Source organism: Neptuniibacter sp., from assembly GCF_024231755.1.
Classification (GTDB): Bacteria; Pseudomonadota; Gammaproteobacteria; order Pseudomonadales; family Balneatricaceae; genus Neptuniibacter.
This window is the reverse complement of sequence record NZ_JAAEQH010000090.1, coordinates 1-21,143: the sequence shown is the minus strand read 5'-3', so window position 1 is coordinate 21,143 and position 21,143 is coordinate 1. Positions and strand designations below refer to the sequence as shown.

23 protein-coding genes are annotated in these 21,143 nt (G+C 47.4%); 18 read left to right on the top strand and 5 right to left on the bottom strand.

Going from position 1 to position 21,143, the window contains the following annotated elements; all coding sequences use genetic code 11:
• Positions 1-286: 286 nt before the first annotated feature.
• From urtA to GY843_RS04150, 13 genes are all read left to right on the top strand, one after another.
• Positions 287-1,570 carry an urea ABC transporter substrate-binding protein gene (urtA, locus tag GY843_RS04210; protein ID WP_297306852.1) on the top strand — a complete coding sequence of 428 codons (1,284 nt, stop codon included), beginning with the start codon at positions 287-289 and terminating at the stop codon, positions 1,568-1,570.
• A gap of 280 nt (positions 1,571-1,850) precedes the next feature.
• The gene (gene urtB, locus GY843_RS04205) at positions 1,851-3,359 is read left to right on the top strand and encodes an urea ABC transporter permease subunit UrtB (RefSeq protein ID WP_297306858.1); all 1,509 of its coding nucleotides are present in this window, start codon (positions 1,851-1,853) and stop codon (positions 3,357-3,359) included.
• Positions 3,356-4,504, top strand: a complete 1,149-nt coding sequence (urtC, locus tag GY843_RS04200; protein ID WP_297306850.1) for an urea ABC transporter permease subunit UrtC — start codon at positions 3,356-3,358, stop codon at positions 4,502-4,504. Before urtB ends, urtC begins: the two co-directional genes overlap by 4 nt.
• Complete coding sequence (urtD, locus tag GY843_RS04195) at positions 4,501-5,334, top strand: urea ABC transporter ATP-binding protein UrtD (RefSeq protein WP_297306848.1); 834 nt, start codon at positions 4,501-4,503, stop codon at positions 5,332-5,334. The genes urtC and urtD overlap by 4 nt, the downstream gene beginning before the upstream one ends.
• On the top strand, positions 5,331-6,026 hold the full coding sequence (gene urtE, locus GY843_RS04190) for an urea ABC transporter ATP-binding subunit UrtE (RefSeq protein ID WP_297306846.1): 696 nt from the start codon (positions 5,331-5,333) through the stop codon (positions 6,024-6,026). The genes urtD and urtE overlap by 4 nt, the downstream gene beginning before the upstream one ends.
• An 8-nt stretch (positions 6,027-6,034) precedes the next feature.
• Positions 6,035-6,934 (top strand): urease accessory protein UreD, encoded by a 900-nt coding sequence (locus tag GY843_RS04185; RefSeq protein ID WP_297306843.1) that lies wholly within the window; start codon positions 6,035-6,037, stop codon positions 6,932-6,934.
• 11 nt (positions 6,935-6,945) lie between these two features.
• Positions 6,946-7,248, top strand: a complete 303-nt coding sequence (locus tag GY843_RS04180) for an urease subunit gamma (RefSeq protein WP_297306841.1) — start codon at positions 6,946-6,948, stop codon at positions 7,246-7,248.
• A gap of 10 nt (positions 7,249-7,258) precedes the next feature.
• Positions 7,259-7,582 (top strand): urease subunit beta, encoded by a 324-nt coding sequence (locus GY843_RS04175; RefSeq protein WP_297306839.1) that lies wholly within the window; start codon positions 7,259-7,261, stop codon positions 7,580-7,582.
• Entirely contained in the window at positions 7,582-9,288 is a 1,707-nt protein-coding gene (gene ureC, locus GY843_RS04170; RefSeq protein WP_297306837.1) for an urease subunit alpha, read from the top strand. Before GY843_RS04175 ends, ureC begins: the two co-directional genes overlap by 1 nt.
• A gap of 26 nt (positions 9,289-9,314) precedes the next feature.
• The gene (ureE, locus tag GY843_RS04165; RefSeq protein ID WP_297306834.1) at positions 9,315-9,758 is read left to right on the top strand and encodes an urease accessory protein UreE; all 444 of its coding nucleotides are present in this window, start codon (positions 9,315-9,317) and stop codon (positions 9,756-9,758) included.
• Complete coding sequence (locus tag GY843_RS04160) at positions 9,739-10,425, top strand: urease accessory protein UreF (protein WP_297306856.1); 687 nt, start codon at positions 9,739-9,741, stop codon at positions 10,423-10,425. Before ureE ends, GY843_RS04160 begins: the two co-directional genes overlap by 20 nt.
• A gap of 38 nt (positions 10,426-10,463) precedes the next feature.
• Entirely contained in the window at positions 10,464-11,111 is a 648-nt protein-coding gene (gene ureG / locus GY843_RS04155; RefSeq protein WP_297306832.1) for an urease accessory protein UreG, read from the top strand.
• Between the two features lie 34 nt (positions 11,112-11,145).
• On the top strand, positions 11,146-11,349 hold the full coding sequence (locus tag GY843_RS04150) for a HupE/UreJ family protein (RefSeq protein WP_297306830.1): 204 nt from the start codon (positions 11,146-11,148) through the stop codon (positions 11,347-11,349).
• Between the two features lie 1,095 nt (positions 11,350-12,444).
• Here the strand turns inward: GY843_RS04150 and GY843_RS04145 are convergent.
• Positions 12,445-12,597 (bottom strand): DUF2986 domain-containing protein, encoded by a 153-nt coding sequence (locus GY843_RS04145; RefSeq protein WP_297306827.1) that lies wholly within the window; start codon positions 12,595-12,597, stop codon positions 12,445-12,447.
• A gap of 58 nt (positions 12,598-12,655) precedes the next feature.
• Here GY843_RS04145 and GY843_RS04140 point away from each other — a divergent pair, with 58 nt between their 5' ends.
• From GY843_RS04140 to GY843_RS04120, 5 genes are all read left to right on the top strand, one after another.
• The gene (locus GY843_RS04140) at positions 12,656-12,859 is read left to right on the top strand and encodes a hypothetical protein (protein ID WP_297306825.1); all 204 of its coding nucleotides are present in this window, start codon (positions 12,656-12,658) and stop codon (positions 12,857-12,859) included.
• A 100-nt stretch (positions 12,860-12,959) separates the two neighbouring features.
• Positions 12,960-13,433 (top strand): NADAR family protein, encoded by a 474-nt coding sequence (locus tag GY843_RS04135; RefSeq protein WP_297306823.1) that lies wholly within the window; start codon positions 12,960-12,962, stop codon positions 13,431-13,433.
• A 319-nt stretch (positions 13,434-13,752) separates the two neighbouring features.
• Positions 13,753-14,631 carry a peptidoglycan-binding domain-containing protein gene (locus GY843_RS04130; RefSeq protein ID WP_297306821.1) on the top strand — a complete coding sequence of 293 codons (879 nt, stop codon included), beginning with the start codon at positions 13,753-13,755 and terminating at the stop codon, positions 14,629-14,631.
• Positions 14,632-14,705: 74 nt separating this feature from the next.
• On the top strand, positions 14,706-15,191 hold the full coding sequence (locus GY843_RS04125; protein ID WP_297306819.1) for a DUF1353 domain-containing protein: 486 nt from the start codon (positions 14,706-14,708) through the stop codon (positions 15,189-15,191).
• Between the two features lie 52 nt (positions 15,192-15,243).
• Complete coding sequence (locus GY843_RS04120) at positions 15,244-15,642, top strand: DUF6559 family protein (RefSeq protein ID WP_297306817.1); 399 nt, start codon at positions 15,244-15,246, stop codon at positions 15,640-15,642.
• A 227-nt stretch (positions 15,643-15,869) separates the two neighbouring features.
• Here GY843_RS04120 and GY843_RS04115 read toward each other — a convergent pair whose 3' ends face one another.
• From GY843_RS04115 to GY843_RS04100, 4 genes are all read right to left on the bottom strand, one after another.
• Positions 15,870-17,498: an electron transfer flavoprotein-ubiquinone oxidoreductase gene (locus GY843_RS04115; protein WP_297306815.1), complete on the bottom strand. Its 1,629-nt coding sequence runs from the start codon at positions 17,496-17,498 to the stop codon at positions 15,870-15,872.
• Between the two features lie 10 nt (positions 17,499-17,508).
• A complete protein-coding gene (locus GY843_RS04110) occupies positions 17,509-19,281 on the bottom strand; it encodes an acyl-CoA dehydrogenase (protein ID WP_297306813.1) in 1,773 nt (590 codons plus the stop codon).
• A gap of 119 nt (positions 19,282-19,400) precedes the next feature.
• Positions 19,401-20,327, bottom strand: coding sequence for an FAD-binding protein (locus GY843_RS04105; RefSeq protein WP_297306811.1), 927 nt, complete (start codon positions 20,325-20,327; stop codon positions 19,401-19,403).
• Between the two features lie 11 nt (positions 20,328-20,338).
• Positions 20,339-21,088: an electron transfer flavoprotein subunit beta/FixA family protein gene (locus GY843_RS04100; protein WP_297306854.1), complete on the bottom strand. Its 750-nt coding sequence runs from the start codon at positions 21,086-21,088 to the stop codon at positions 20,339-20,341.
• Positions 21,089-21,143 lie beyond the last annotated feature (55 nt).

Here is a 21,143-nt window from a genome sequence, read left to right as displayed (position 1 = left end):
GTTTTCTTAAAAATCTGGCGTTGCACTTTTTATCATCTTTCTTGAGCCTTGGAACCACCAAGGCCCTGTAAAAGATAAAAACAATTGCTTAGCCATATTTCCCAGAAATTCCGATCTCTTCATTAAATATCCGGGCTAGATACGTCAAATGACGTATACGGCTGCGTCAATCACCGAATACCTCTTCTTCCTTCTATTTTATAGCCTTACTGCAATGCGGAATTTTTTGGCGAATAGCTACAGATCTTCTGCAACACGACTAACAAAATGAAGGGAAGGGCAGGAAATGAAACTTAAATCGTTGGCAGTAGGTGTTGCACTTTCAATGGGTGCATCAGTAGTAAGCTTCAGCGCAATGGCGGCTGACACTATCAAAGTTGGTGTATTGCACTCGCTGTCAGGAACTATGGCGATCTCTGAGACGACCTTAAAAGACACTGTTCTGATGATGATCGAAGAGCAGAACAAAAAGGGTGGTCTGCTGGGTAAGCAGCTAGAGCCTGTTGTAGTTGATCCGGCATCAAACTGGCCACTGTTTGCGGAGAAAACCCGTGAACTACTGACTAAAGAAAAAGTAGACGTTATTTTCGGCTGCTGGACTTCCGTTTCTCGTAAATCAGTTCTACCTGTTATCGAAGAGCTGAACGGTTTGATGTTCTATCCGGTTCAGTATGAAGGTGAAGAGTCTTCTAAAAACGTTTTCTACACAGGCGCTGCGCCAAACCAGCAGGCTATTCCTGCGGTTGACTACCTGATGAATGAACTGGGTGTTGAGCGTTGGGTTCTGGCAGGTACTGACTACGTTTACCCACGTACGACTAACAAGATTCTGGAAGCTTATCTGAAAGATAAAGGTGTAGCTGCAGAAGATATCATGATCAACTACACGCCGTTCGGTCATTCTGACTGGCAGTCTATCGTTTCTGATGTGAAGAAGTTCGGTAGCGCAGGTAAGAAAACAGCTGTTGTATCCACTATCAACGGCGATGCGAACGTTCCTTTCTATAAAGAACTGGGTAACCAGGGTATCTCTTCTGAGGATATTCCAGTGGTGGCGTTCTCTGTAGGTGAAGAAGAACTATCTGGTATCGATACTAAACCGCTTGTTGGTCACTTGGCTGCGTGGAACTACTTCCAGAGTGTTGATAACGAAGCTAACGATGCATTCATCGAGCAGTGGAAAGCATTCACTAGCAAAGAGCGTGTAACTAACGACCCAATGGAAGCAACGTACATCGGCTTCAATATGTGGGCTAATGCTGTTAAGCAGGCAGGTACTACTGAGGTAGACGCTGTAGAGCAGGCAATGATCGGTCAGAAAGCTCCAAACCTGACCGGTGGTATGGCTGTAATGAACAAAAACCACCACCTGAGCAAGCCGGTACTGATCGGTGAAATTCAGGATGACGGTCAGTTTGAAGTTGTATGGGAAACAGAAAGTGTTGTCCCTGGTGATGCTTGGTCTGACTTCCTACCAGGTTCTAAAGACCTGATCGCTGACTGGACCACTCCAGTTAAGTGCGGCAACTACAACACCAAAACTAAGGCTTGTTCTGGCCAGAACTACTAATCCTGTTAGTCGTTCTTAAAAGAGCTACGGGGTTTGCGGCAAATGTTGATCGTTCTCTTTGCCGCAGGCTCCCCTTAATCCGGCTCCGTTGATTTTTTCTCGGAGCCTCCCCATTCCTGATGCGCAGTTCCGACAATAAAAACTAACAGGTTTTTGCCATCACTAAAGGAGAGATTACGTGAGACACCTGTTAGCCATATTGTTGTGCTACTTTGCTGTGTTTTCTGTCTCCGTACAGGCCCAAGAGCAGACAATCGCAGACCCTGAAACCCAAGCGCTGATGCAGCAGTTGGTGACGGTCAAGCTTTCTAAAACCCTTCCGGTACTTGAGCAGTTGGAAGAGCAGGGTGGTGCAGAGCTACTACCACTGTTTCAGACCATGCTTAAAGGCGGGTTGTACTACATCAAATCCAGTAAAAAGATTGTTGCCGCTGAAAAAAACAGTGGTGAATTTGTAGTTACAGAGGTGTTCAGTGGTGAAGCGTTGGGCACAATGACAAAAAAACAGATTAAAAAGATACGCGTAAATAACAAACTACGTGTATTCCTGCGTCAGGCTATTGCACGCCTGCAGATTCAGAATCCAGACCCTGAAAAACGCCTTTCAGCAGTGAAGGCATTGTTGGGTGATCTGAATGACGAAACTATCGCTATGCTTAAACCTTTGCGTAGTAGCGAAACCGATGCAGATGTACAAAGCATCATGGATCTGGCATTTGCTCTGAATAACAGCAAAAGCCAGGATGCTTCGATTCGCCTAGGCGCAGTTAAGGTGCTGAGTGGCAGCTTAGAGAACGAAGCACGTAATGCACTGGCGGCTATCTCTGAAAATGATAGTGATGACAAAGTTAAAGCCGCTGCGAGCAAATCCCTGAAAAAGATCAACGAACGTATCGAGTTTTATGACTTCGTCGACCAGCTATTTTTCGGTCTGAGTTTGGGATCTGTATTGCTTCTTGCGGCTATCGGTTTGGCTATTACCTTTGGTGTGATGGGAGTCATTAACATGGCTCACGGCGAGATGATCATGCTGGGTGCTTACACCACATACGTGGTCCAGCTGTTGATGCCGAATCATATTGAGTACTCGCTGATTGTTGCTGTTCCAGCCGCGTTTCTGGTTTCCGGTTTGATGGGAGTCCTAATTGAGCGTGGTGTGATTCGTTTCCTACATGGTCGTCCTTTGGAAACCCTACTGGCGACATTTGGTATCAGCCTGATTCTGCAGCAATTAGTACGTACTGTGTTCTCTCCACTAAACCGTCAGGTTGAATCTCCACTATGGATGAGCGGCTCTTTAGAGATCAACCCGGTACTGAGCCTGACCTACAACCGTCTTTATATCCTGATATTTGCGCTGATCGTATTTGCGATGTTGCTGTTGATCCTGCGTAAGACATCTCTGGGCCTTAATGTACGCGCGGTTTCACAGAACCGGAGCATGGCCAAGGCGATGGGTATTCGTACCGATTGGGTTGATGCCATGACCTTCGGTTTGGGTTCCGGTATTGCGGGTATTGCGGGTGTAGCGCTTAGTCAACTGACTAACGTAGGCCCGAACCTGGGTCAGTCTTATATCATCGACTCCTTCATGGTGGTTGTGTTTGGTGGTGTAGGAAACCTCTGGGGCACGTTAGTAGCGGCATTCTCACTGGGTGTGGCCAACAAATTCCTAGAGCCGGTCACCGGTGCAGTACTGGCAAGTATTTTGGTACTGGTATTTATCATCCTGTTTATTCAGAAAAAACCTAAGGGCCTATTCCCGCAGAAAGGGAGGGCAGCAGAATGAACCAATTGATGCGTTTTACCCGTTTACATGGCGACAGCAAAGTAGCGCCATTTGTGGCGGTGCTGGTTATCCTGACTGCACTGGCTTCTTTAGGAAATCTGTTGATGCCGGAAGATTCCATCTTCTACGTTAGCACCTACACCATCACTCTGCTAGGTAAGTACCTGTGCTACGCCATGCTTGCGCTGGCTGTAGATGTTATCTGGGGTTATTGCGGTATTCTCAGTCTTGGCCACGGTGCTTTCTTTGCGCTGGGGGGTTACGCGATGGGTATGTATCTGATGCGTCAGATCGGTGATCGTGGCGTTTATGGTAACCCTGAACTGCCAGACTTTATGGTGTTCCTAAACTGGACCGAACTGCCTTGGTTCTGGTACGGCATGGATCAGTTCTGGTTTGCCATGTTGATGGTGCTGTTAGTTCCTGGTCTTTTAGCCTTTGTTTTCGGCTGGCTGGCATTCCGTTCCCGAGTAACCGGTGTGTATCTATCGATCATGACTCAGGCACTGACTTACGCACTGCTACTGGCCTTCTTCCGTAACGAAATGGGCTTTGGTGGCAACAACGGTCTGACTGACTTTAAAGATATCCTGGGTTTTGATCTGCAGTCGGATAAAACCCGTGTGGCGTTGTTTGCTACAACAGCCTTTCTCCTTGGCCTGACCTTTATTATCAGTCATAAGATCCTGAAATCCCGCATGGGTAAGGTGATTGTGGCGATTCGTGATGGTGAAAGCCGTGCACGTTTTATGGGTTACCGTACTGAGCGCTATAAGGTTTGGCTGTTCGTTTATTCAGCGATGATCGCAGGTATTGCCGGTGCGTTGTATGTGCCGCAGGTGGGCATTATCAATCCGGGTGAGTTCTCGCCGCTTAACTCAATTGAGATCGTGATCTGGGTGGCTGTAGGTGGTCGAGGCACTTTGATTGGTGCCATCGTGGGTGCTCTGTTGGTCAACTACGCGAAAACCAAGTTCACCGCGATCATGCCGGAAGGTTGGTTGTTTGCACTGGGTGCACTATTTGTACTGGTAACTCTGTTCCTACCACAAGGTTTGGTTGGGCTGTTCAACAAAATTACGGGCAAGAAAGATATGCCTGAGGATAGTAAAGAGCAGGAGAAAACTGGGGAGGCGAGCGCATGAGCACATTAAATGATGTACGTGAGGTTATGCGCCGTGACCGTGTTTGGTCCTTCCTGCAGGAAGAACAAAAAGAGGTAGATGCCTCCCATGATGTCATCCTCTATGTTGAAGGCCTTAACCTTAGTTTTGACGGCTTTAAAGCCTTGAATGATCTGAATCTCTACGTAAACGATGGCGAACTACGCTGCCTAATCGGTGCTAACGGCGCTGGTAAAACTACGTTGATGGATGTGATTACCGGTAAAACTACACCTGATAGTGGTTCGGTTTATTTCGGTCAGACACTCAATCTTCTACAGCACGATGAAGCGGATATCGCCAACTTAGGTATTGGCCGTAAGTTCCAGAAACCTACCGTGTTTGAGGCGCATAGTGTTTTCGACAATCTGGAGCTGTCCCTTAAGCAACAAAAAAGCGTGATCTCGACGCTAATGGCTCGTTTAAGCCCAAGCGAGATCGACCGTATTGATGAAGTATTAAAGATCATTGGTCTGACCGAGCAGCGCTTTATGCAGGCGGGAGCTCTCTCTCATGGTCAGAAACAGTGGCTGGAGATTGGCATGTTACTGATGGCCGAGCCTCGTTTACTGCTGGTAGATGAGCCTGTTGCAGGTATGACCGCGCAGGAAACAGAGCGCACTGCAGAACTGCTGACCTCATTAGCCGGTGACCACACGGTGATTGTGGTGGAGCACGATATGGAGTTTGTACGCAGCATCGCCCGTACCGTGACAGTTTTACACCAAGGCACTGTGTTAGCCGAGGGCACTATGGATCAGGTGCAGAACAACCCTGATGTGATCGAAGTTTATCTGGGGGAAGCACCATGATTGAGATCTCAAAAGTTAATCAACGTTATGGTGGCACCCAGATTCTTTGGGATCTGGATCTGGATATTAAACCGGGTTCCTGCACCTGCATTATGGGTCGTAACGGTGTTGGTAAAACCACACTGCTGAAATGTTTGATGGGTTTACTGCCGGTTGAGAGTGGTGAAATTCTTCTTGATGGCAAACCCTTACAAAACAAACCGGCGGAGTTTCGTGCACCTGCAGGTATAGGTTATGTACCTCAGGGGCGCGATATCTTTCCGATGTTAACGGTTGAAGAGAACCTGCGTATCGGTCTGCCGATCCGTAAAGATAAAGCCAAAGAGGTTCCTGAAAAGATCTTTGAACTGTTCCCAGTATTAAAAGAGATGCTACACCGGCGTGGGGGGGACCTATCCGGTGGCCAGCAACAGCAGTTGGCAATCGGACGTGCGTTAGTGATTGAACCCAAGGTATTGATCCTTGATGAGCCGAATGAAGGTATCCAGCCGAATATCGTGCAGCAAATCGGTGATGTCATCCTCAAACTGAATGAGGAAGAGGGCCTCACGGTTATTCTGGTGGAACAGAAATTAGGTTTTGCCCGTCGTGTCGGTAAAGAATTTCGCCTGATGGAGAAAGGTCGAGTGGTAGCTAGCGATAAGATGGCTAATCTTAGTGAAGACCTGATCAAACAATACTTGGCAGTTTAGGGTTGTTCATGAACTCATTAACTTCTCCGATCACAGAAAAACCGGCATTCGACTCTTCAGTCGACACCAACAGCACCTGGCATGCGCAGTTGGATTTGGGTTTGGTGAAAACTGATCGCGGTACGGTGCTGCGCCGCTGCAGCCATAAAGGTCCGCTGTATGTGCAAAAGCCTTTCTATCCAGAAGGTCGGGAGTTGGCGCATCTTTACCTGTTACATCCTCCGGGCGGTATGGTGTCTGGTGATGATCTGCGTATCAGCGTTACCACCGAAGAAAATGCTCAGGCACTGATTACCACACCTGGAGCGGGCCGGGTTTACCGCGCCCGCCCGGATCGTCGACTGCAGAAACAGCATATTCAGCTGAACGTTGAAGCTAACTCCACCCTAGAGTGGTTGCCGTTAGAGAATATTATCTTCCCTGATGCCAGTACCGATCTAAGCATGGATATCCAACTGGCTGAGGGTGCATCTGTGATTGCCTGGGAGATCACCTGTTTTGGTTTGCCTGCCAGCGGTGAAGCTTTTGATAGTGGTGAAGTTAGCCAGCAAATGCAGCTAAGTAGAGAAGGGCGCATCAAACTGCGCGAGCGGTTAAATCTTAATCCCAAAGCCAATTCATTGATGGCAAACAAAGCTGGGTTGGCAGGTAACTCTGTTAACGCATTGATGATTGCTGGGCCGTTTTTTGATGGAGCTGTTATAGACGAACTGATCGACCATCTACGTGAGATCTGCAATGAGAGTCAGGCGCTCGCTGCCGTCAGCCTTAATGATGAATTCTTACAAGTGCGGTATCTGGGCAACTGCTCAGAACAGGCGCGTTTACTGTTTACCCAATGCTGGAAGCATATCCGGCCACAGCTGATCGAACGTGAAGGCTGTGAACCAAGAATCTGGGCCACCTAAGAGAGAAAGCGATGGAACTGTTACCAAGAGAAAAAGACAAGCTGCTGGTGTTTACTGCAGCACTTTTGGCCGAGCGGCGTCTTAACCGTGGCCTGAAACTGAATTATCCCGAAGCCATGGCCTATATCACCATGGAGATTATCGAAGGTGCTCGTGATGGTAAAACCGTGGCTGAGCTTATGAGTTATGGCAAAAACTTGCTGACTGCGGATCAGGTAATGGATGGTGTTCCCGAGCTGATCCACGAAGTTCAGGTTGAAGCTACGTTTCCGGATGGCACCAAATTGGTCACCGTTCACAATCCAATTAGCTGAGGTAGTGAAGATGATTCCAGGAGAGATTCAGGCTGCCGAAGGCAGTATCGAACTTAACGTTGGCCGTAAAACCCAGCGTTTGCGTGTAGAGAACAGCGGTGATCGTCCGGTTCAGGTCGGCTCCCACTATCACTTTTACGAGGTAAATCCTGCGCTCAACTTTGATCGCGAAGCGACTAAAGGTTACCGCCTCAATATCGCATCCGGTACAGCGGTTCGTTTTGAGCCGGGTCAGGGGCGAGAAGTAGAGCTGGTGGAGTATGCCGGTAGCAAAACTATCTATGGTTTCCGTGGCGATGTCATGGGACCGGTTTCTGAAGATGGAGGTGTGTGATGGCTCAAATGGACCGTACTAGTTATGCGCAGATGTTTGGCCCAACAACAGGTGACCGTGTGCGCTTGGGTGATACAGAGCTCTGGATTCAGGTAGAGAAAGATCACACCATTTACGGTGATGAGGTGAAATTCGGCGGTGGTAAAGTCATTCGTGATGGCATGGGTCAAAGCCAGTGCACCAACGAAATCGCTATGGATCTGGTTATCACCAATGCCCTGATTTTAGATTACTGGGGCATAGTTAAAGCTGATGTCGGTGTTAAAGAGGGCCGCATCGCTAAGATCGGTAAAGCCGGTAACCCGGATGTGCAGGATAATGTAGATATTGTAATTGGCCCCGGTACCGAAGTTATCGCCGGTGAAGGTTCTATCCTCACCGCAGGTGGTATCGATGCCCATATCCACTTTATCTGTCCGCAGCAGATCGAAGAAGCACTGATGTCGGGTGTCACTACTATGATTGGTGGTGGTACCGGCCCCGCAACGGGGACTAACGCTACCACTTGTACACCGGGGCCTTGGTATATGGGTAAGATGCTACAGGCGACTGATGATATGCCGATGAACCTGGGCTTTTTGGGTAAAGGTAATGCCAGTCTGCCGGATGCTTTGGAAGAACAGATCAATGCTGGTGCCTGTGGCCTGAAGCTGCATGAAGACTGGGGTACAACACCAGCTGCTATCGACAACTGTCTGAGTGTTGCCGAAAAATATGATGTCCAGGTGGCGATCCATACCGACACCCTGAACGAATCCGGTTTTGTTGATGACACCATCGGTGCCTTTAAAAACCGTGTAATCCATACCTACCATACCGAAGGGGCGGGCGGTGGCCATGCGCCGGATATTATCCGTGCCTGTGCATATCCCAATGTGATGCCATCTTCGACTAACCCAACCCGTCCATATACGCACAACACTGTGGATGAGCACCTGGATATGTTGATGGTTTGTCACCATCTGGATAGCAATATCCCTGAAGATGTAGCCTTTGCAGATTCTCGTATCCGTAAGGAAACTATCGCAGCAGAAGATATCTTCCATGACCGCGGAGCCTTCAGCATGATCTCGTCTGATTCTCAGGCGATGGGGCGTGTGGGTGAGGTGGTAACACGTACCTGGCAGACCGCTCATAAGATGAAAAACCAGTTTGGTTTGTTGGATGAAGATAAAGATCTTGGTGCTGATAACTTCCGCGCTAAACGTTATATCGCTAAGTACACCATCAACCCGGCGATTACCCATGGAGTCTCCCACGAGATCGGATCGATCGAAGAGGGCAAACTGGCGGATCTGGTGTTGTGGAAACCGGCCTTCTTTGGCGTTAAGCCTTCAATGATTATCAAAGGCGGCATGATTGCAGCAGCACCCATGGGTGATCCTAATGCTTCGATCCCAACACCACAGCCGGTGCACTATCGCCCAATGTTTGGTTCTTTCGGCGGTGCTCCTGCGAAAACATCGGTGACCTTTGTCAGTCAGGCCGCGCTGGATAACAACGTTGGTGAAGAACTGGGTCTGAAGCGCCGTTTAGTGGCCTGTAAAAACACTCGTAACATCACAAAGTCCGACATGATTCTGAATGACTGGATGCCGGATATTACCGTGGACCCTCAAACCTACGAGGTGCGTGCGGACGGCGAATTACTAACCTGTGAACCGGCGGAAGAGCTGCCATTAGCTCAGCTTTATACCTTGTTTTAATAAGGTAAGGGGATTAAGGAAACTTTATGTTGGAAGTATATGAGCGTCTGGGTACCCACTGTCACGAACAGGTCGACAGTGTAGTAGTACTGAATCACGAACAGCGTGATCGTGGTCGTTTACGCCTGACCAGCGAAAATGGTGAAGAGGTTCGGGTATTTCTCGACCGTGGTAAGCCACTGTTGGTGGGTGAATATCTTAAGACCACCTGTGGTCGCTATGTGAAAGTGGAAGGCGCAGAAGAGGAGGTTGCCCATGCTTCCTGTGATGATTGGCATACCTTCGCCCGCGCTTGTTACCACCTGGGTAACCGTCATACCAAAATTGAAGTAGGTGAGCGTTGGTTACGCATCAAACCGGATCATGTTCTGGAAGAGATGCTGGTGCAGTTGGGCCTAGTGGTCAGTCACGAAGAAGCGGTTTTTGTCCCTGAATCTGGAGCTTACAGTCATGGACATCACCACCACTGATAGTAGCCTGATTCGGCTGTTACAACTAAGTAGTGTCAGCCTGCCGGTAGGTGGCTATTCCTTCTCACAAGGTCTGGAATACGCCATCGATTGCGGCTGGTTGCGTAAACAGGATCAGGTCTACGATTGGCTGGAGATGCAACTTTTACACTCAGTGGCCCAAGTAGATCTGCCGCTGTTAAGGCTGTTAATGCAAGCAGCCCAAGCGGAGGATAATGCTGAGATCATGAGACTGAATGATCTGATCTTAGCCTGCCGTGAGACCAAAGAGCTGCGCTTAACCGATACCGCCATGGGCGAAGCCCTGGTACGCCTGCTCAACAGTCTGGAAGTTCCGCAGCCTTTTGCGCATGGTCCCAAAGCCGAAGATGTCAGCTTTGTTTCATTGTTCGCAATTGCAGCAGTCCATTGGGGAATAAACATCGAAACTGCAATGCTCGGCTTTAGCTGGGCATGGCTAGAAAATCAGGTTGCAGCTGCTACTAAACTGGTGCCTTTGGGACAGACACAATCACAAATTTTATTAGGTGAACTTCAGCCGGTGATCAGTGAAGCGATCAGTGTGGCTGAAACCATAGAAGAAGATCAGATCGGAGCAGGGTTACCCGCGTTAGCTATCGCCAGCGCCCTGCACGAACAACAGTATTCACGTTTATTCCGCTCATAAGCCAAGTATTAATTGCGGAGTAACAGGAGGTAATATTAATGACTAAACCAAAACAAACACTACGCGTAGGGGTAGGTGGTCCGGTAGGATCAGGTAAAACAGCACTTCTACGTTCTCTGTGTGCTGCTATGCGCCACCATTATGATATCGCTGTAGTAACTAACGATATTTACACCCAGGAAGACGCAAAATTCCTTACTCGCCATGAAGTGTTGGATGCGGACCGAATCATTGGTGTTGAAACCGGTGGTTGCCCTCATACAGCCATTCGTGAGGATGCTTCCATGAACCTGGCCGCTATCGATCAGCTAGTTGATCGTCATGGTGCATTGGATGTTGTGTTTGTAGAAAGTGGCGGTGACAACCTAAGTGCTACGTTCAGCCCGGAACTATCAGACCTGACTATCTACGTGATTGACGTATCTGCTGGTGACAAGATTCCACGTAAAGGTGGACCGGGTATTACCAAATCAGATCTGCTTATTATTAATAAAATCGATCTGGCTCCGCTGGTAGGTGCGTCACTGGCTGTAATGGATCAGGATGCAAGAAAGATGCGTGGTGATCGTCCATTTGTTTTCGCCAATTTGAAGCAGGCTAAAGGTTTGGATGATATTATCCAGTTCATCATCACGGAAGGTATGCTGGAAGCGAAAGAGCTGCCACCAGCTAAAGCTGTAGTTTAAGCCGTTTATATAAGAATTTTACGAGGACATTAGAATGAAAAAAGTAATCACTAAACTGGCTGTAACAGCAGCGACTTTAACTGCTCTACCTGCAATGGCTCACGATGGCTCAGAACAGGCGAGTGTAATGAGCGGCATCATTCACTTTATGACAGAACCTGATCACCTGTTGGTATCAGGAGTTGTTGCCGCTGTATTGATTTATGTGGTGCGTAAGGCTGCGGTTAAACGTTCTTAATTTTTTGTGCTCACCTACAGCAGACTAAGGCTGATGAATTGTAATATTAAGTCTAGATTTTGATAGGTGATTAGTTGGTTTCAGTTACACCGCGCCTGCCCCTGCAAAGGCAGGTGCGCCCGCAAGGCAAAAGCCATCCTTTGACGGGTAATTTAAGAAAGGTAGATGAGCGATTTGTTACTTTGAACTCAAAAGGTTATGGGTAAACTCAATAGGCATTCAGCTTTAGTTTTAGAGTATGAAACCCATATCCGCCGAGAAGGGGGCCATGACAGAAAAAAATAGAGAATCCTAAACCTATCCTCCATACATGCCTATCAAAGTGCGGGAACCTTATTGAAAGGATTAGTATGGACTCGATAATTAGTCGTAAGATTTAGTGCAGTTACAAAAAATGGTAAGCAAACAGATAGAACTATTTTTTAACTGCGTCACCTGAAATATGCCTAGATATAACCAACACACTTCACCCCAAGGCCCATATTTTTTTCATAAACGTTGAAGAATCACCATTATGTGAAATTGGACTTAAGGCGCATTTTATAAAATTTATGAAACCAAACCGAGTTGTAGAGCAGTTTTTGTTATTTTTAGTCGGAGGGACTTTACTTCTATTTGGAGTGGCTTTTTTCTTCGATGGTACTGCATATCATCATAAGTATGGTGTTAGGGTCGATTACGGGCAGTTAAAATATGCATGGTCTTTACCGTTTATCTTTTTCGGCGGCTGGCTAATCAATGAAGCTAGGAAGTTGAAGTAATCGACAAACTGGGAATAGATCATAATTCTCTCTTTATTGGTGCTAAGCTCAACTAGGGGCCATCAAGTATAAAGATCTACCTCAGGGGTTTTACCGGCAATTTTAAATTTCTCCAAAAAGGAGATTGATTTTGCCAATGCTCCTGTCATTAACCCTCTTGATTTCTCTAGCCTCAGAACACTGTTTATATCTATAGCACCTGTATTGTCAGTACGTACCTATGTGTGCCAGTTTCAGTTGTGGGCTTCGTGTCAAAAGAGATGATGTGCAAAAGTAGGGAGAGTTTTCGTCGTTGACGTTGGCATGGTTTTAAGGGGAGCTTTAACTTATGGGATTAAACCTCTGATGAAGCTTCAGAGCTTTCTTCAAGTTGTTCTCTATCAGCTTTCGATACGTAGCGTGGTTTATTGGTTTTAGGTGCCAATTTAGCTTTTGCTTTTTTTAGTCGCTTGGATTGAATCTGCTTAATCTTTTTCTTACGGTTCATTCTTTAGCTCTGCCACTTAACAATTACAGCGATTATAACTGAAAACGTCTGTGACAATGTGTTGTACCTATCAGTAAAATTGGGGTTAGATCAGGATGCACCCAAAATTTGCGGTGATTGTCAGTTCGTATTCCCCAACCTGAAATGGGCGAAAGGACTGGAAGGTATCATTCACTTTATGACAGAACCTAATCACCTGTTGGTATCTGGTGCTGGTGCACTGATTTACTTCGTACGTAAGACTTCAAGCAAGCGTTCTTAAGCAATTTCTATTATATTTATGCCTATCTGATATCGGGTAGGCATAAACCTCCCTGATAGAGCATTCTTCTCCAACTCATCGTATTTTTTGGAAAAGCCTTATGTTCTCAAATCTCAATGAGAAAAAGCTGTTAACCCTAAGACGGAATGATTCTAACAATCCGTTAGCCTCATACTCGAAACATGTCTTTGAACTGGATGGCTATGAATGGCCTTCAGTTGAGCACTATTACCAGGCTATGAAATTCGGCGATCCTAAGTACGTAGAAAAGATCCGTCAGGCCGCCAATCCGGATGAAGCCGCTAAGCTGGGCAAAAGCCGATGGCACAAAAAGCGCAAAGACTGGGATAAAGTGAAAGTCACCTTTATGACCCGCGGCACCTACATCAAATGCCGAACCTATCCCGAAATCGCCGAAATGCTAATGAACACTGGCGATCTGCATATCACCGAAGTAAGTCAGTACGATTATTTCTGGGGCTGTGGTCGTGATACTCGTGGTACTAATGCCTTCGGGACTATGTTGATGGATATTCGTAACAAATTGCGTGAAGAGTTGGAGCTGGGCTCCTAGGCTCTGCTTTGTTTAGACCTCGGCATACCAAAATTATTAGTTGCTTTCTCTTTGCCCCTTGGCTGATACTCAACACTAAATAGACAGATGGATGTCGTACATGCGTTTCGCATGGTTTTTGTCATGGAAAGGACAACTTCTTATTTTTTTGCTCTCCTTCCTTTCAAGTAACTTCATCTATAGCTCTATCTGTTTGCGGTGAACTCTGCTGTCGTTTTTACAGTTAATGCTTTGCGCTATTTAATTTTTAGTTCAAAGCAGATTGAAACAATCTGATTAGCTAACTGCAAAATGCCTCAACTGAATCTAAGGAATAGATATGTATTTAAAGAATGGAAGCAAGGGCGAAAAGGTTAAATCCGTTCAGGAAATTCTTGCTGATTTAGGTCTCAAACCTGGGGCTATAGACGGAATTTTCGGAGATAAAACAGAGTTAGCTGTTATCCGTTTTCAGGAAGACCACAGTCTATATGCGGACGGCATTGTTGGCCCAAATACGTGGCAAGCATTAAGAGCTGCACTGGAAGTTCATACGGATGAACAAACTTTGCCTTCTACTCCATCTGTTCTTCAGTCATGGGAAAGAGTGCCAGCGGATAAATTTCGCGATGGCTATAACCGATTTTTCTTAAGAGACGATGTTGCTGAGGCCTATCTCAAGGTTAGGGAAAGAGTTATTGAAGCAGGAGGCTTGATCACAAGCTCCGGAGCGAGACGCTCTTTGACTGCCAATGTGAGTGCATCCCGCAGTGCTACCTCTTTTCATTACACAGGCAGAGCACTTGACCTGTTTGTTGGCAGTGGCATGCAGAATACCCGAAATGACCCTTATGTCATTGTTGCTGATGGCGGACGTTACTGGCGAGTTTATGCTCGTGCTGAAGGTGGAGAGCAGATGGAACTTAACGCTGTGACTTATGGTTCCCGTAAAAATGGCAGAACAGTTACGGGCAAATTCATCGATCTAACTAACTTATTTCAAGAACAGGGCTTTGAACGCATCAAATCACGCCGCTCATTCTTTAATGGTGGAACTTGGTTAGGCGCTGAGTGGTGGCACTTTCAGTATGAAAACGGATTAGAAAACGGAGCCTCCACATTCGGTGATGAACTGCTCAAGGTCTACACCGAAGATCAATTGAAAGATACACCTCCATGGAAATACCGAGATAGAGTATTTGGCGAAAATTGGTTCTGAATTAGTTGGTTAAAAATATGGATTAGCAGTGCTGTTGCTCTGAGCAGGCATAGATCAAAAAAGTAGGTGACATTATGGATATGCCGATACTTAAACCACTTCCCATAAAAACCAGGGGAAAGTCAGCCTTTGGCCGGTTAAAGGCTTGGATAACCGAGGTGAGAACCTGGGAAGTAGCTGAGAACTGGGAATATCAATTAGACCCAGATACAAGAATTATTATCCCAAAAGGCTTTGTGTTTGACGGCGCCTCAATCCCAAGAATTCTATGGGCAGTTTTATCGCCAACTGGCCTGCTTCTGATACAGGGCTTAATCCATGACTTCGGATACAAATACGACTACCTGTGGGCGGTAAATAAAGGCGAAGGTGAAAAGTATATAAAGATTTACGAGGGTAAGGGCCAAGATTTCTGGGATGAATTATTTTATCGAGTAGGCAGGGAGGTTAATGAAATGAAAGTTATAAACGCTCTAGCTTGGCTGCCTCTTTCTCTATTTGGATTTATCGCTTGGAATAATCATAGGGACAACGATTACGATGATCTTAAGCCAGAGTGATGACCGGAACTTGCTGAAACTGAACTCAGATTGATTGAAGTATTGAATACAAATGATTGAATTTATTACCAATATCAGAAGGAATCGTGCGATTAAGGATTATGTGGTTGTGCTAGGGGTGGCATTAAATAAACGATACTCGCCACAAGAACAATTTACGGTTAAGCAAATTGATAAGACGATTTCTGATTTAGGTTTAAGTAAAAGGTTTACAGGCTACGCCATTGCTATGTACCGACATCAAGAATCGGTTAACACTCTTTCTTTATATCGCATAGATCAAAAGCTTTTAAATCAGTTGCGTGAAGACATCGCAAGTTGGTTTTTTGATGGTTGGTTGCATTACCGGGCACAAGATGTAGTTCACTTAGGTAAACCTAGAGGGTGGAAGGGTGGTTCACCTAATAAATGGGTCGCGGATCAAGCAAGAATTGGAGCTTACCATCGGTGAATTTAGCAAGGTTCTTTAGTTAGTCTTCGGTGCCTTCTTACTGATGTGGAGCTATACATTACCCCACAAAAAAGCCCTCCAAAAGGAGGGCAAAAATAGGCACCGAGCCTAAAATTGAGCAACCGGCCTCAGCATTAAAACTGGTTGCTCTGGAGTGGTGATACCAATCGGTATACCAAGGGACCGTCCATCAAGCTGAGACGGGAATGCTAGAGAAACAGTGAGTACTACATGTTCGGATAGTTTGGCCCTCCGCCACCTTCGGGTGGAACCCACTGGATATTCTGACAAGGGTCTTTGATATCGCAGGTTTTACAGTGCAGGCAGTTCTGGCCGTTGATCTGTAAACGTTTTCCGCTTTCATCCTCAATGACTTCATAAACACCGGCAGGGCAGTAGCGCTGTGCGGGCTCTTCGTAAAGAGGGATATTTACCGTAAGTGGTAGTTCCTCTTTACTCAGCTGCAGGTGACAAGGTTGATCCTCTTCATGGTTAGTATTGGAGAGGTAAACCGAAGAGAGTTTGTCGAAAGATAGTTTGCCATCTGGTTTCGGGTAGAAGATGGTTTTGCTCTCAGCAGCTTCCTGTAGTTTGGCGTGGTCTTCCAGTCGGTCATGCAGAGTAACCGGTATTTTTCCGCCAAACAGGTTCTGATCAATAGTGTTAAATGCGCCACCAATCCAGCGACCAAACTTATGCAGGGCAGGGCCGAAGTTGCGGGAGCTGAACAGTTCGTTATACAACCAGCTCTCTTTGAACTGTTGTTCAAAACTATCCGCTTCAGTTTTTCCGTTTTGTAGCGCATCAAACACAGCTTCTGCAGCCAACATGCCCGACTTCATTGCGGTATGAGTGCCTTTGATACGGGAGAAGTTCAAGGTGCCCGCATCACAACCGATCAGCAGACCACCTGGGAAATCCATCTTAGGCAGTGAGTTAAAGCCGCCTTTTGCGATAGCACGTGCACCGTAGGACGCACGGGTGCCGCCTTCGAGGTACTGAGCCAAAACAGGGTGGTGTTTCAGCTGTTGGAACTCCTCAAACGGGCTAATCCACGGGTTGCTGTAGTTCAGATCGATGATCAGACCTACCGCTACCTGATTGTTCTCTGCATGGTAAAGGAAGAAACCCCCGCTGGTATCGCCTTCCAGAGGCCATCCGGAACCGTGAATCACAAGTCCCGGTTGGTGTTTGTCAGGATCGATATCCCATAGTTCTTTCAGACCGATACCGTAGTGCTGAGGATCACGATTTGAATCCAGATTAAACTGGTTAATCAGTTCTTTACCTAAGTGACCACGGCAACCTTCAGCAAAAATAGTGAACTTGGCTTCTAGTGCCATACCCGGCATATATGAATCTTTCGGCATATTGTCTGTGCCGATCCCCATATCACCCGTCATCACACCTTTTACACGGCCGTTGCTGTCATAGATGATCTCCGCAGCGGTAAAGCCGGGGAAGATCTCCACACCCATGTTCTCAGCCTGTTCTGCCAACCAGCGTGCTAGATTACCCAGGCTGGCAATATAGTTGCCGTGGTTGTGCATGGTTTTCGGTGCCATCCAGTTAGGGATGGTGACCGAGGACTGTTTATCTTTGAGCAGAACGATCTCATCTTTTTCTGCCGCAGTCGTCAGCGGAGCACCCATCTCTTTCCAGTCCGGAAAGAGTTCATGCAACGCTTTTGGATCGATCACAGCACCGGATAGAATATGCGCCCCCACTTCGGAGCCTTTTTCTACCACACAGACGTTTAGATCTGGGTTGAGTTGTTTCAGACGACAGGCGCTGGCAAGCCCGGCAGGGCCAGCACCAACGATCAGTACGTCAAACTCCATTACTTCATGTTCCATCACAACCTCCTTACAGCTGCTCAATATCCAGAGCGAAGGTACTGGTTAAACCGTTACAGATGGTTTCTGCATGTTGCGTGATACGTGGCAGATAGAGCTCGCTGTAGAACAGAGCGGTACCGATTTTGCCCTGAAGGAAGCTTTCACCGTAAGTGTTGTCCTGATTGACCAACTCAGCTGCACGCAGTGCACTTTGCGCCATCAGCCAACCGCCGGTTAGATAACCCATCATCATCAGGTTGTCGAAGCAGACATTACCCATCAGCTGCTTATCGCTGGCAGCGTTTTCCAGAATCCAGCTGCTGGCTTTGCTACTGCTTTGCAGAGCGGCTTCTAGCTTTTGGCCTAGCTTCTGTACTTGCTCGTTATCAGAGCAACTCAGTAACTTCGTTGTTTCCTGAATATCAGCTTGTAGCTGTTGTAGAGCCGCACCTTTATCAAACAGAGTTTTACGACCGATCAGATCCAGTGCCTGAATACCGGTAGTGCCTTCATAGATCGGAAGGATGCGCGCATCGCGGTAGTGCTGTGCGGCACCTGTTTCTTCTATAAAGCCCATCCCGCCGTGAACCTGAATATTCAGTGATGTCAGCTCCTGTGCCAGTTCAGTCATCCAGCCTTTAACGATAGGAGTGAGCAGCTCCACTCGTTTCTGGCTTTCACTATCACCATGATGAGCACGGTCGATGTCGGCAGCAGCAGTCAGTGCCAGAGCACGCATCGCTTCATTACCGCTTTTCATCGCCATCAGCATACGGCGCACATCCGGGTAGTTGATGATTGCAATCTTGCTACCATCTGGATTGGAACCCTGGAAACGTTCCTGACTGTACTGCAGCGCCTGCTGGTAAGCCCGTTCTGAAATCGATAAACCCTGCAGACCTACAGACTGACGCGCGTGGTTCATCATAGTGAACATATAGCTGAGGCCTTTGTTGGCTTCACCAACCAGATAACCGATTGCGCCGCCGTTGTCGCCAAAGCTCATGACACAGGTTGGGCTGCCGTGAATACCCATTTTGTGTTCCAGAGAAACACAGCTGACATCATTCAGTTCACCAGGCTGACCTTGTTCATCAAGCAGGAACTTAGGCACGATAAACAGGGTGATCCCTTTTACGCCTGCGGGTGCATCCGGTAGACGAGCCAGTACCAGATGTACGATGTTTTCCGTCATCTGATGATCACCCCAGGTGATAAAGATCTTCTGTCCGGTGATTTTGTAGTGATCGCCATCAGGAATTGCTTTCGCTGCAACTGCTGCCAGATCAGAACCCGCATTAGGTTCGGTCAGGTTCATGGTGCCGGTCCACTCACCACTGATTAGCTGTGGCAGATACTGTTGTTTCAGCTCATCACTACCGTGTGCAATTAGGGCTTCTACAGCACCCTGACTTAGCATCGGGCAGAGGGCAAAGGACATATTGGCAGAGTGCCACAGTTCATTTACTGCGGTGCCTAGTACATTGGGTAGTGCCTGGCCGCCGAACTCTTCGGGGCCGGTTAGTGTCGCCCAGCCGTTCTCTACATATTGCTGGTAAGCATCAGCAAAGCCCTGGCTTTCCTGAACTTTCCCATCGGCAACTGTAGGGTGTTTCTCGTCGCCCACAGCATTTAGGGGTGCTAAAACATCACTCGCCAGCTTGCCGGCTTCTTCGATAATTACGTTAGCCAGTTCGCTGTTCACTTCATCCAGCTGTAGCTTTTCGCAAAGCTGATCCAGGCCAACCAGTTGATCCAGTACAAATGCTGAATCCTGTAGTGGGGCAGTGTAGGTTGTCATAAGCTAAATCTCTGAATTCGTTAAAAGATGAAAAAGAGTGGGGCGGGCTCAGCAATACTGTTGTTAAATAAGAGTGTTCAACAAGAGTGCTTACCAATAGGGCCAGCCCCACCAAGGAGCTACAATTTCTGTTGCAGCTCGGGCATCACGTCGAACAGGTCAGCAACTAAGCCATAGTCTGCGACGGAAAAAATAGGTGCTTCTTCATCTTTGTTAATTGCGACAATTACTTTTGAATCTTTCATACCAGCCAGATGCTGAATAGCACCCGAGATGCCTACGGCGATGTAAAGTTCTGGTGCAACGATCTTACCGGTCTGGCCGACCTGCATATCGTTTGGCACAAAGCCTGCGTCAACAGCTGCACGCGATGCACCTACAGCTGCACCCAGTTTGTCTGCAACCTGTTCCAGCAGAGCAAAGTTTTCACCGTTACCCATACCGCGGCCACCGGAGATAACCACTTTTGCAGCAGTCAGTTCAGGGCGATCAGATTGAGCCATCTCTTCAGAAACAAAAGCAGAGATACCTGCATCATGTGCAGAATCGATTGAGGTGATCTCTGCTGAATTACTTTCACCTGCTGCATCAAATCCAGTGCTACGTACAGTGATCACTTTGATTGGGTCAAGAGACTGTACAGTTGCGATTGCGTTACCCGCATAGATAGGACGCTGGAAGCTGTCTGCAGACTCAACCGCTGTGATATCTGAGATCTGTGCTACATCCAGTAGAGCAGCGACACGTGGCATAAAGTTTTTGCCAGTCGTCGTCGCAGGCGCAACGATATGGCTGTAGTCCTTACCTAATTCTGTAACCAGCTTTGCAAAGTTTTCTGCCAGTTGGTGTTCGTAAGCGGTATTATCAGCAGTAATCACTTTGCTGATGCCGTTTACTTTACTTGCTGCTTCAGCTGCCGCCTGGCAGTTGGAGCCCGCAACCAGCAGGTGTAGCTCATCGCCCATCTGCTGTGCTGCAGTGATTGTGTTAAGTGTTGCACCCTTCAGGGTGTTGTTGTCATGTTCAGCAATAACCAGAATAGCCATCAGATCACCCCTTAAATTACTTTTGCTTCGTTTTTCAGTTTTTCAACCAGCTCATCGACGCTGTTCACCAGCACACCGGCACTGCGTTCAGCAGGCGGAGTCACTTTAACCAGTAGAGTATGCTGTTTCAGTTCTACACCCAGATCTGCAGGTGTTTTCACATCCAGAGGTTTGCGTTTAGCTTTCATGATGTTTGGCAGGGAAGCATAACGAGGTTCGTTCAGACGCAGGTCAGTTGTGACAATTGCTGGTAGATTGATAGCAATGGTCTGCAAACCTCCATCTACTTCACGGGTTACATGAGCTTTGCCATCGGCGATCTGAACTTCAGAAGCGAAGGTACCTTGTGGCATATCCAGCAGGGCAGCGAGCATCTGCCCGGTCTGGTTGTTATCTGAATCGATTGCCTGCTTACCCATGATAACCAGCTCAGGTTTTTCTTCTTCAATCACTTTAGCCAGTAGCTTAGCTACGTTCAGAGATTCTGGGCTGTCTTCAGTCTCGATCTGGATGCCACGGTCAGCACCTAGCGCAAGAGCTGTGCGAATCTGCTCCTGGCAAGCTTTAGGGCCGATGGATACGGCAATAACTTCAGAAGCGGTGCCTGCTTCTTTTAGGCGGATCGCTTCTTCAACAGCGATCTCGCAGAATGGGTTGATCGCCATTTTGGTGTTAGCCAGATCTACATCGGTGTTATCTGGCTTAACACGCACTTTGGCGTTGTAATCAATTACGCGTTTTACAGCGACTAAAATTTTCATCTCGGTACCTCTACACAGGCTCCCGGTCATAGCAGGAGCGTTATACGAGGTAGCT

Coding starts and splice junctions, on each gene's coding strand:
- urtA (WP_297306852.1), top strand. CDS start 287: ATGAAACTTAAATCGTTGGCAGTAGGTGTTGCACTTTCAATGGGTGCA.
- urtB (WP_297306858.1), top strand. CDS start 1,851: ATGCAGCAGTTGGTGACGGTCAAGCTTTCTAAAACCCTTCCGGTACTT.
- urtC (WP_297306850.1), top strand. CDS start 3,356: ATGAACCAATTGATGCGTTTTACCCGTTTACATGGCGACAGCAAAGTA.
- urtD (WP_297306848.1), top strand. CDS start 4,501: ATGAGCACATTAAATGATGTACGTGAGGTTATGCGCCGTGACCGTGTT.
- urtE (WP_297306846.1), top strand. CDS start 5,331: ATGATTGAGATCTCAAAAGTTAATCAACGTTATGGTGGCACCCAGATT.
- GY843_RS04185 (WP_297306843.1), top strand. CDS start 6,035: ATGAACTCATTAACTTCTCCGATCACAGAAAAACCGGCATTCGACTCT.
- GY843_RS04180 (WP_297306841.1), top strand. CDS start 6,946: ATGGAACTGTTACCAAGAGAAAAAGACAAGCTGCTGGTGTTTACTGCA.
- GY843_RS04175 (WP_297306839.1), top strand. CDS start 7,259: ATGATTCCAGGAGAGATTCAGGCTGCCGAAGGCAGTATCGAACTTAAC.
- ureC (WP_297306837.1), top strand. CDS start 7,582: ATGGCTCAAATGGACCGTACTAGTTATGCGCAGATGTTTGGCCCAACA.
- ureE (WP_297306834.1), top strand. CDS start 9,315: ATGTTGGAAGTATATGAGCGTCTGGGTACCCACTGTCACGAACAGGTC.
- GY843_RS04160 (WP_297306856.1), top strand. CDS start 9,739: ATGGACATCACCACCACTGATAGTAGCCTGATTCGGCTGTTACAACTA.
- ureG (WP_297306832.1), top strand. CDS start 10,464: ATGACTAAACCAAAACAAACACTACGCGTAGGGGTAGGTGGTCCGGTA.
- GY843_RS04150 (WP_297306830.1), top strand. CDS start 11,146: ATGAAAAAAGTAATCACTAAACTGGCTGTAACAGCAGCGACTTTAACT.
- GY843_RS04145 (WP_297306827.1), bottom strand. CDS start 12,597: ATGAACCGTAAGAAAAAGATTAAGCAGATTCAATCCAAGCGACTAAAA.
- GY843_RS04135 (WP_297306823.1), top strand. CDS start 12,960: ATGTTCTCAAATCTCAATGAGAAAAAGCTGTTAACCCTAAGACGGAAT.
- GY843_RS04130 (WP_297306821.1), top strand. CDS start 13,753: ATGTATTTAAAGAATGGAAGCAAGGGCGAAAAGGTTAAATCCGTTCAG.
- GY843_RS04125 (WP_297306819.1), top strand. CDS start 14,706: ATGGATATGCCGATACTTAAACCACTTCCCATAAAAACCAGGGGAAAG.
- GY843_RS04120 (WP_297306817.1), top strand. CDS start 15,244: ATGATTGAATTTATTACCAATATCAGAAGGAATCGTGCGATTAAGGAT.
- GY843_RS04115 (WP_297306815.1), bottom strand. CDS start 17,498: ATGGAACATGAAGTAATGGAGTTTGACGTACTGATCGTTGGTGCTGGC.
- GY843_RS04110 (WP_297306813.1), bottom strand. CDS start 19,281: ATGACAACCTACACTGCCCCACTACAGGATTCAGCATTTGTACTGGAT.
- GY843_RS04105 (WP_297306811.1), bottom strand. CDS start 20,327: ATGGCTATTCTGGTTATTGCTGAACATGACAACAACACCCTGAAGGGT.
- GY843_RS04100 (WP_297306854.1), bottom strand. CDS start 21,088: ATGAAAATTTTAGTCGCTGTAAAACGCGTAATTGATTACAACGCCAAA.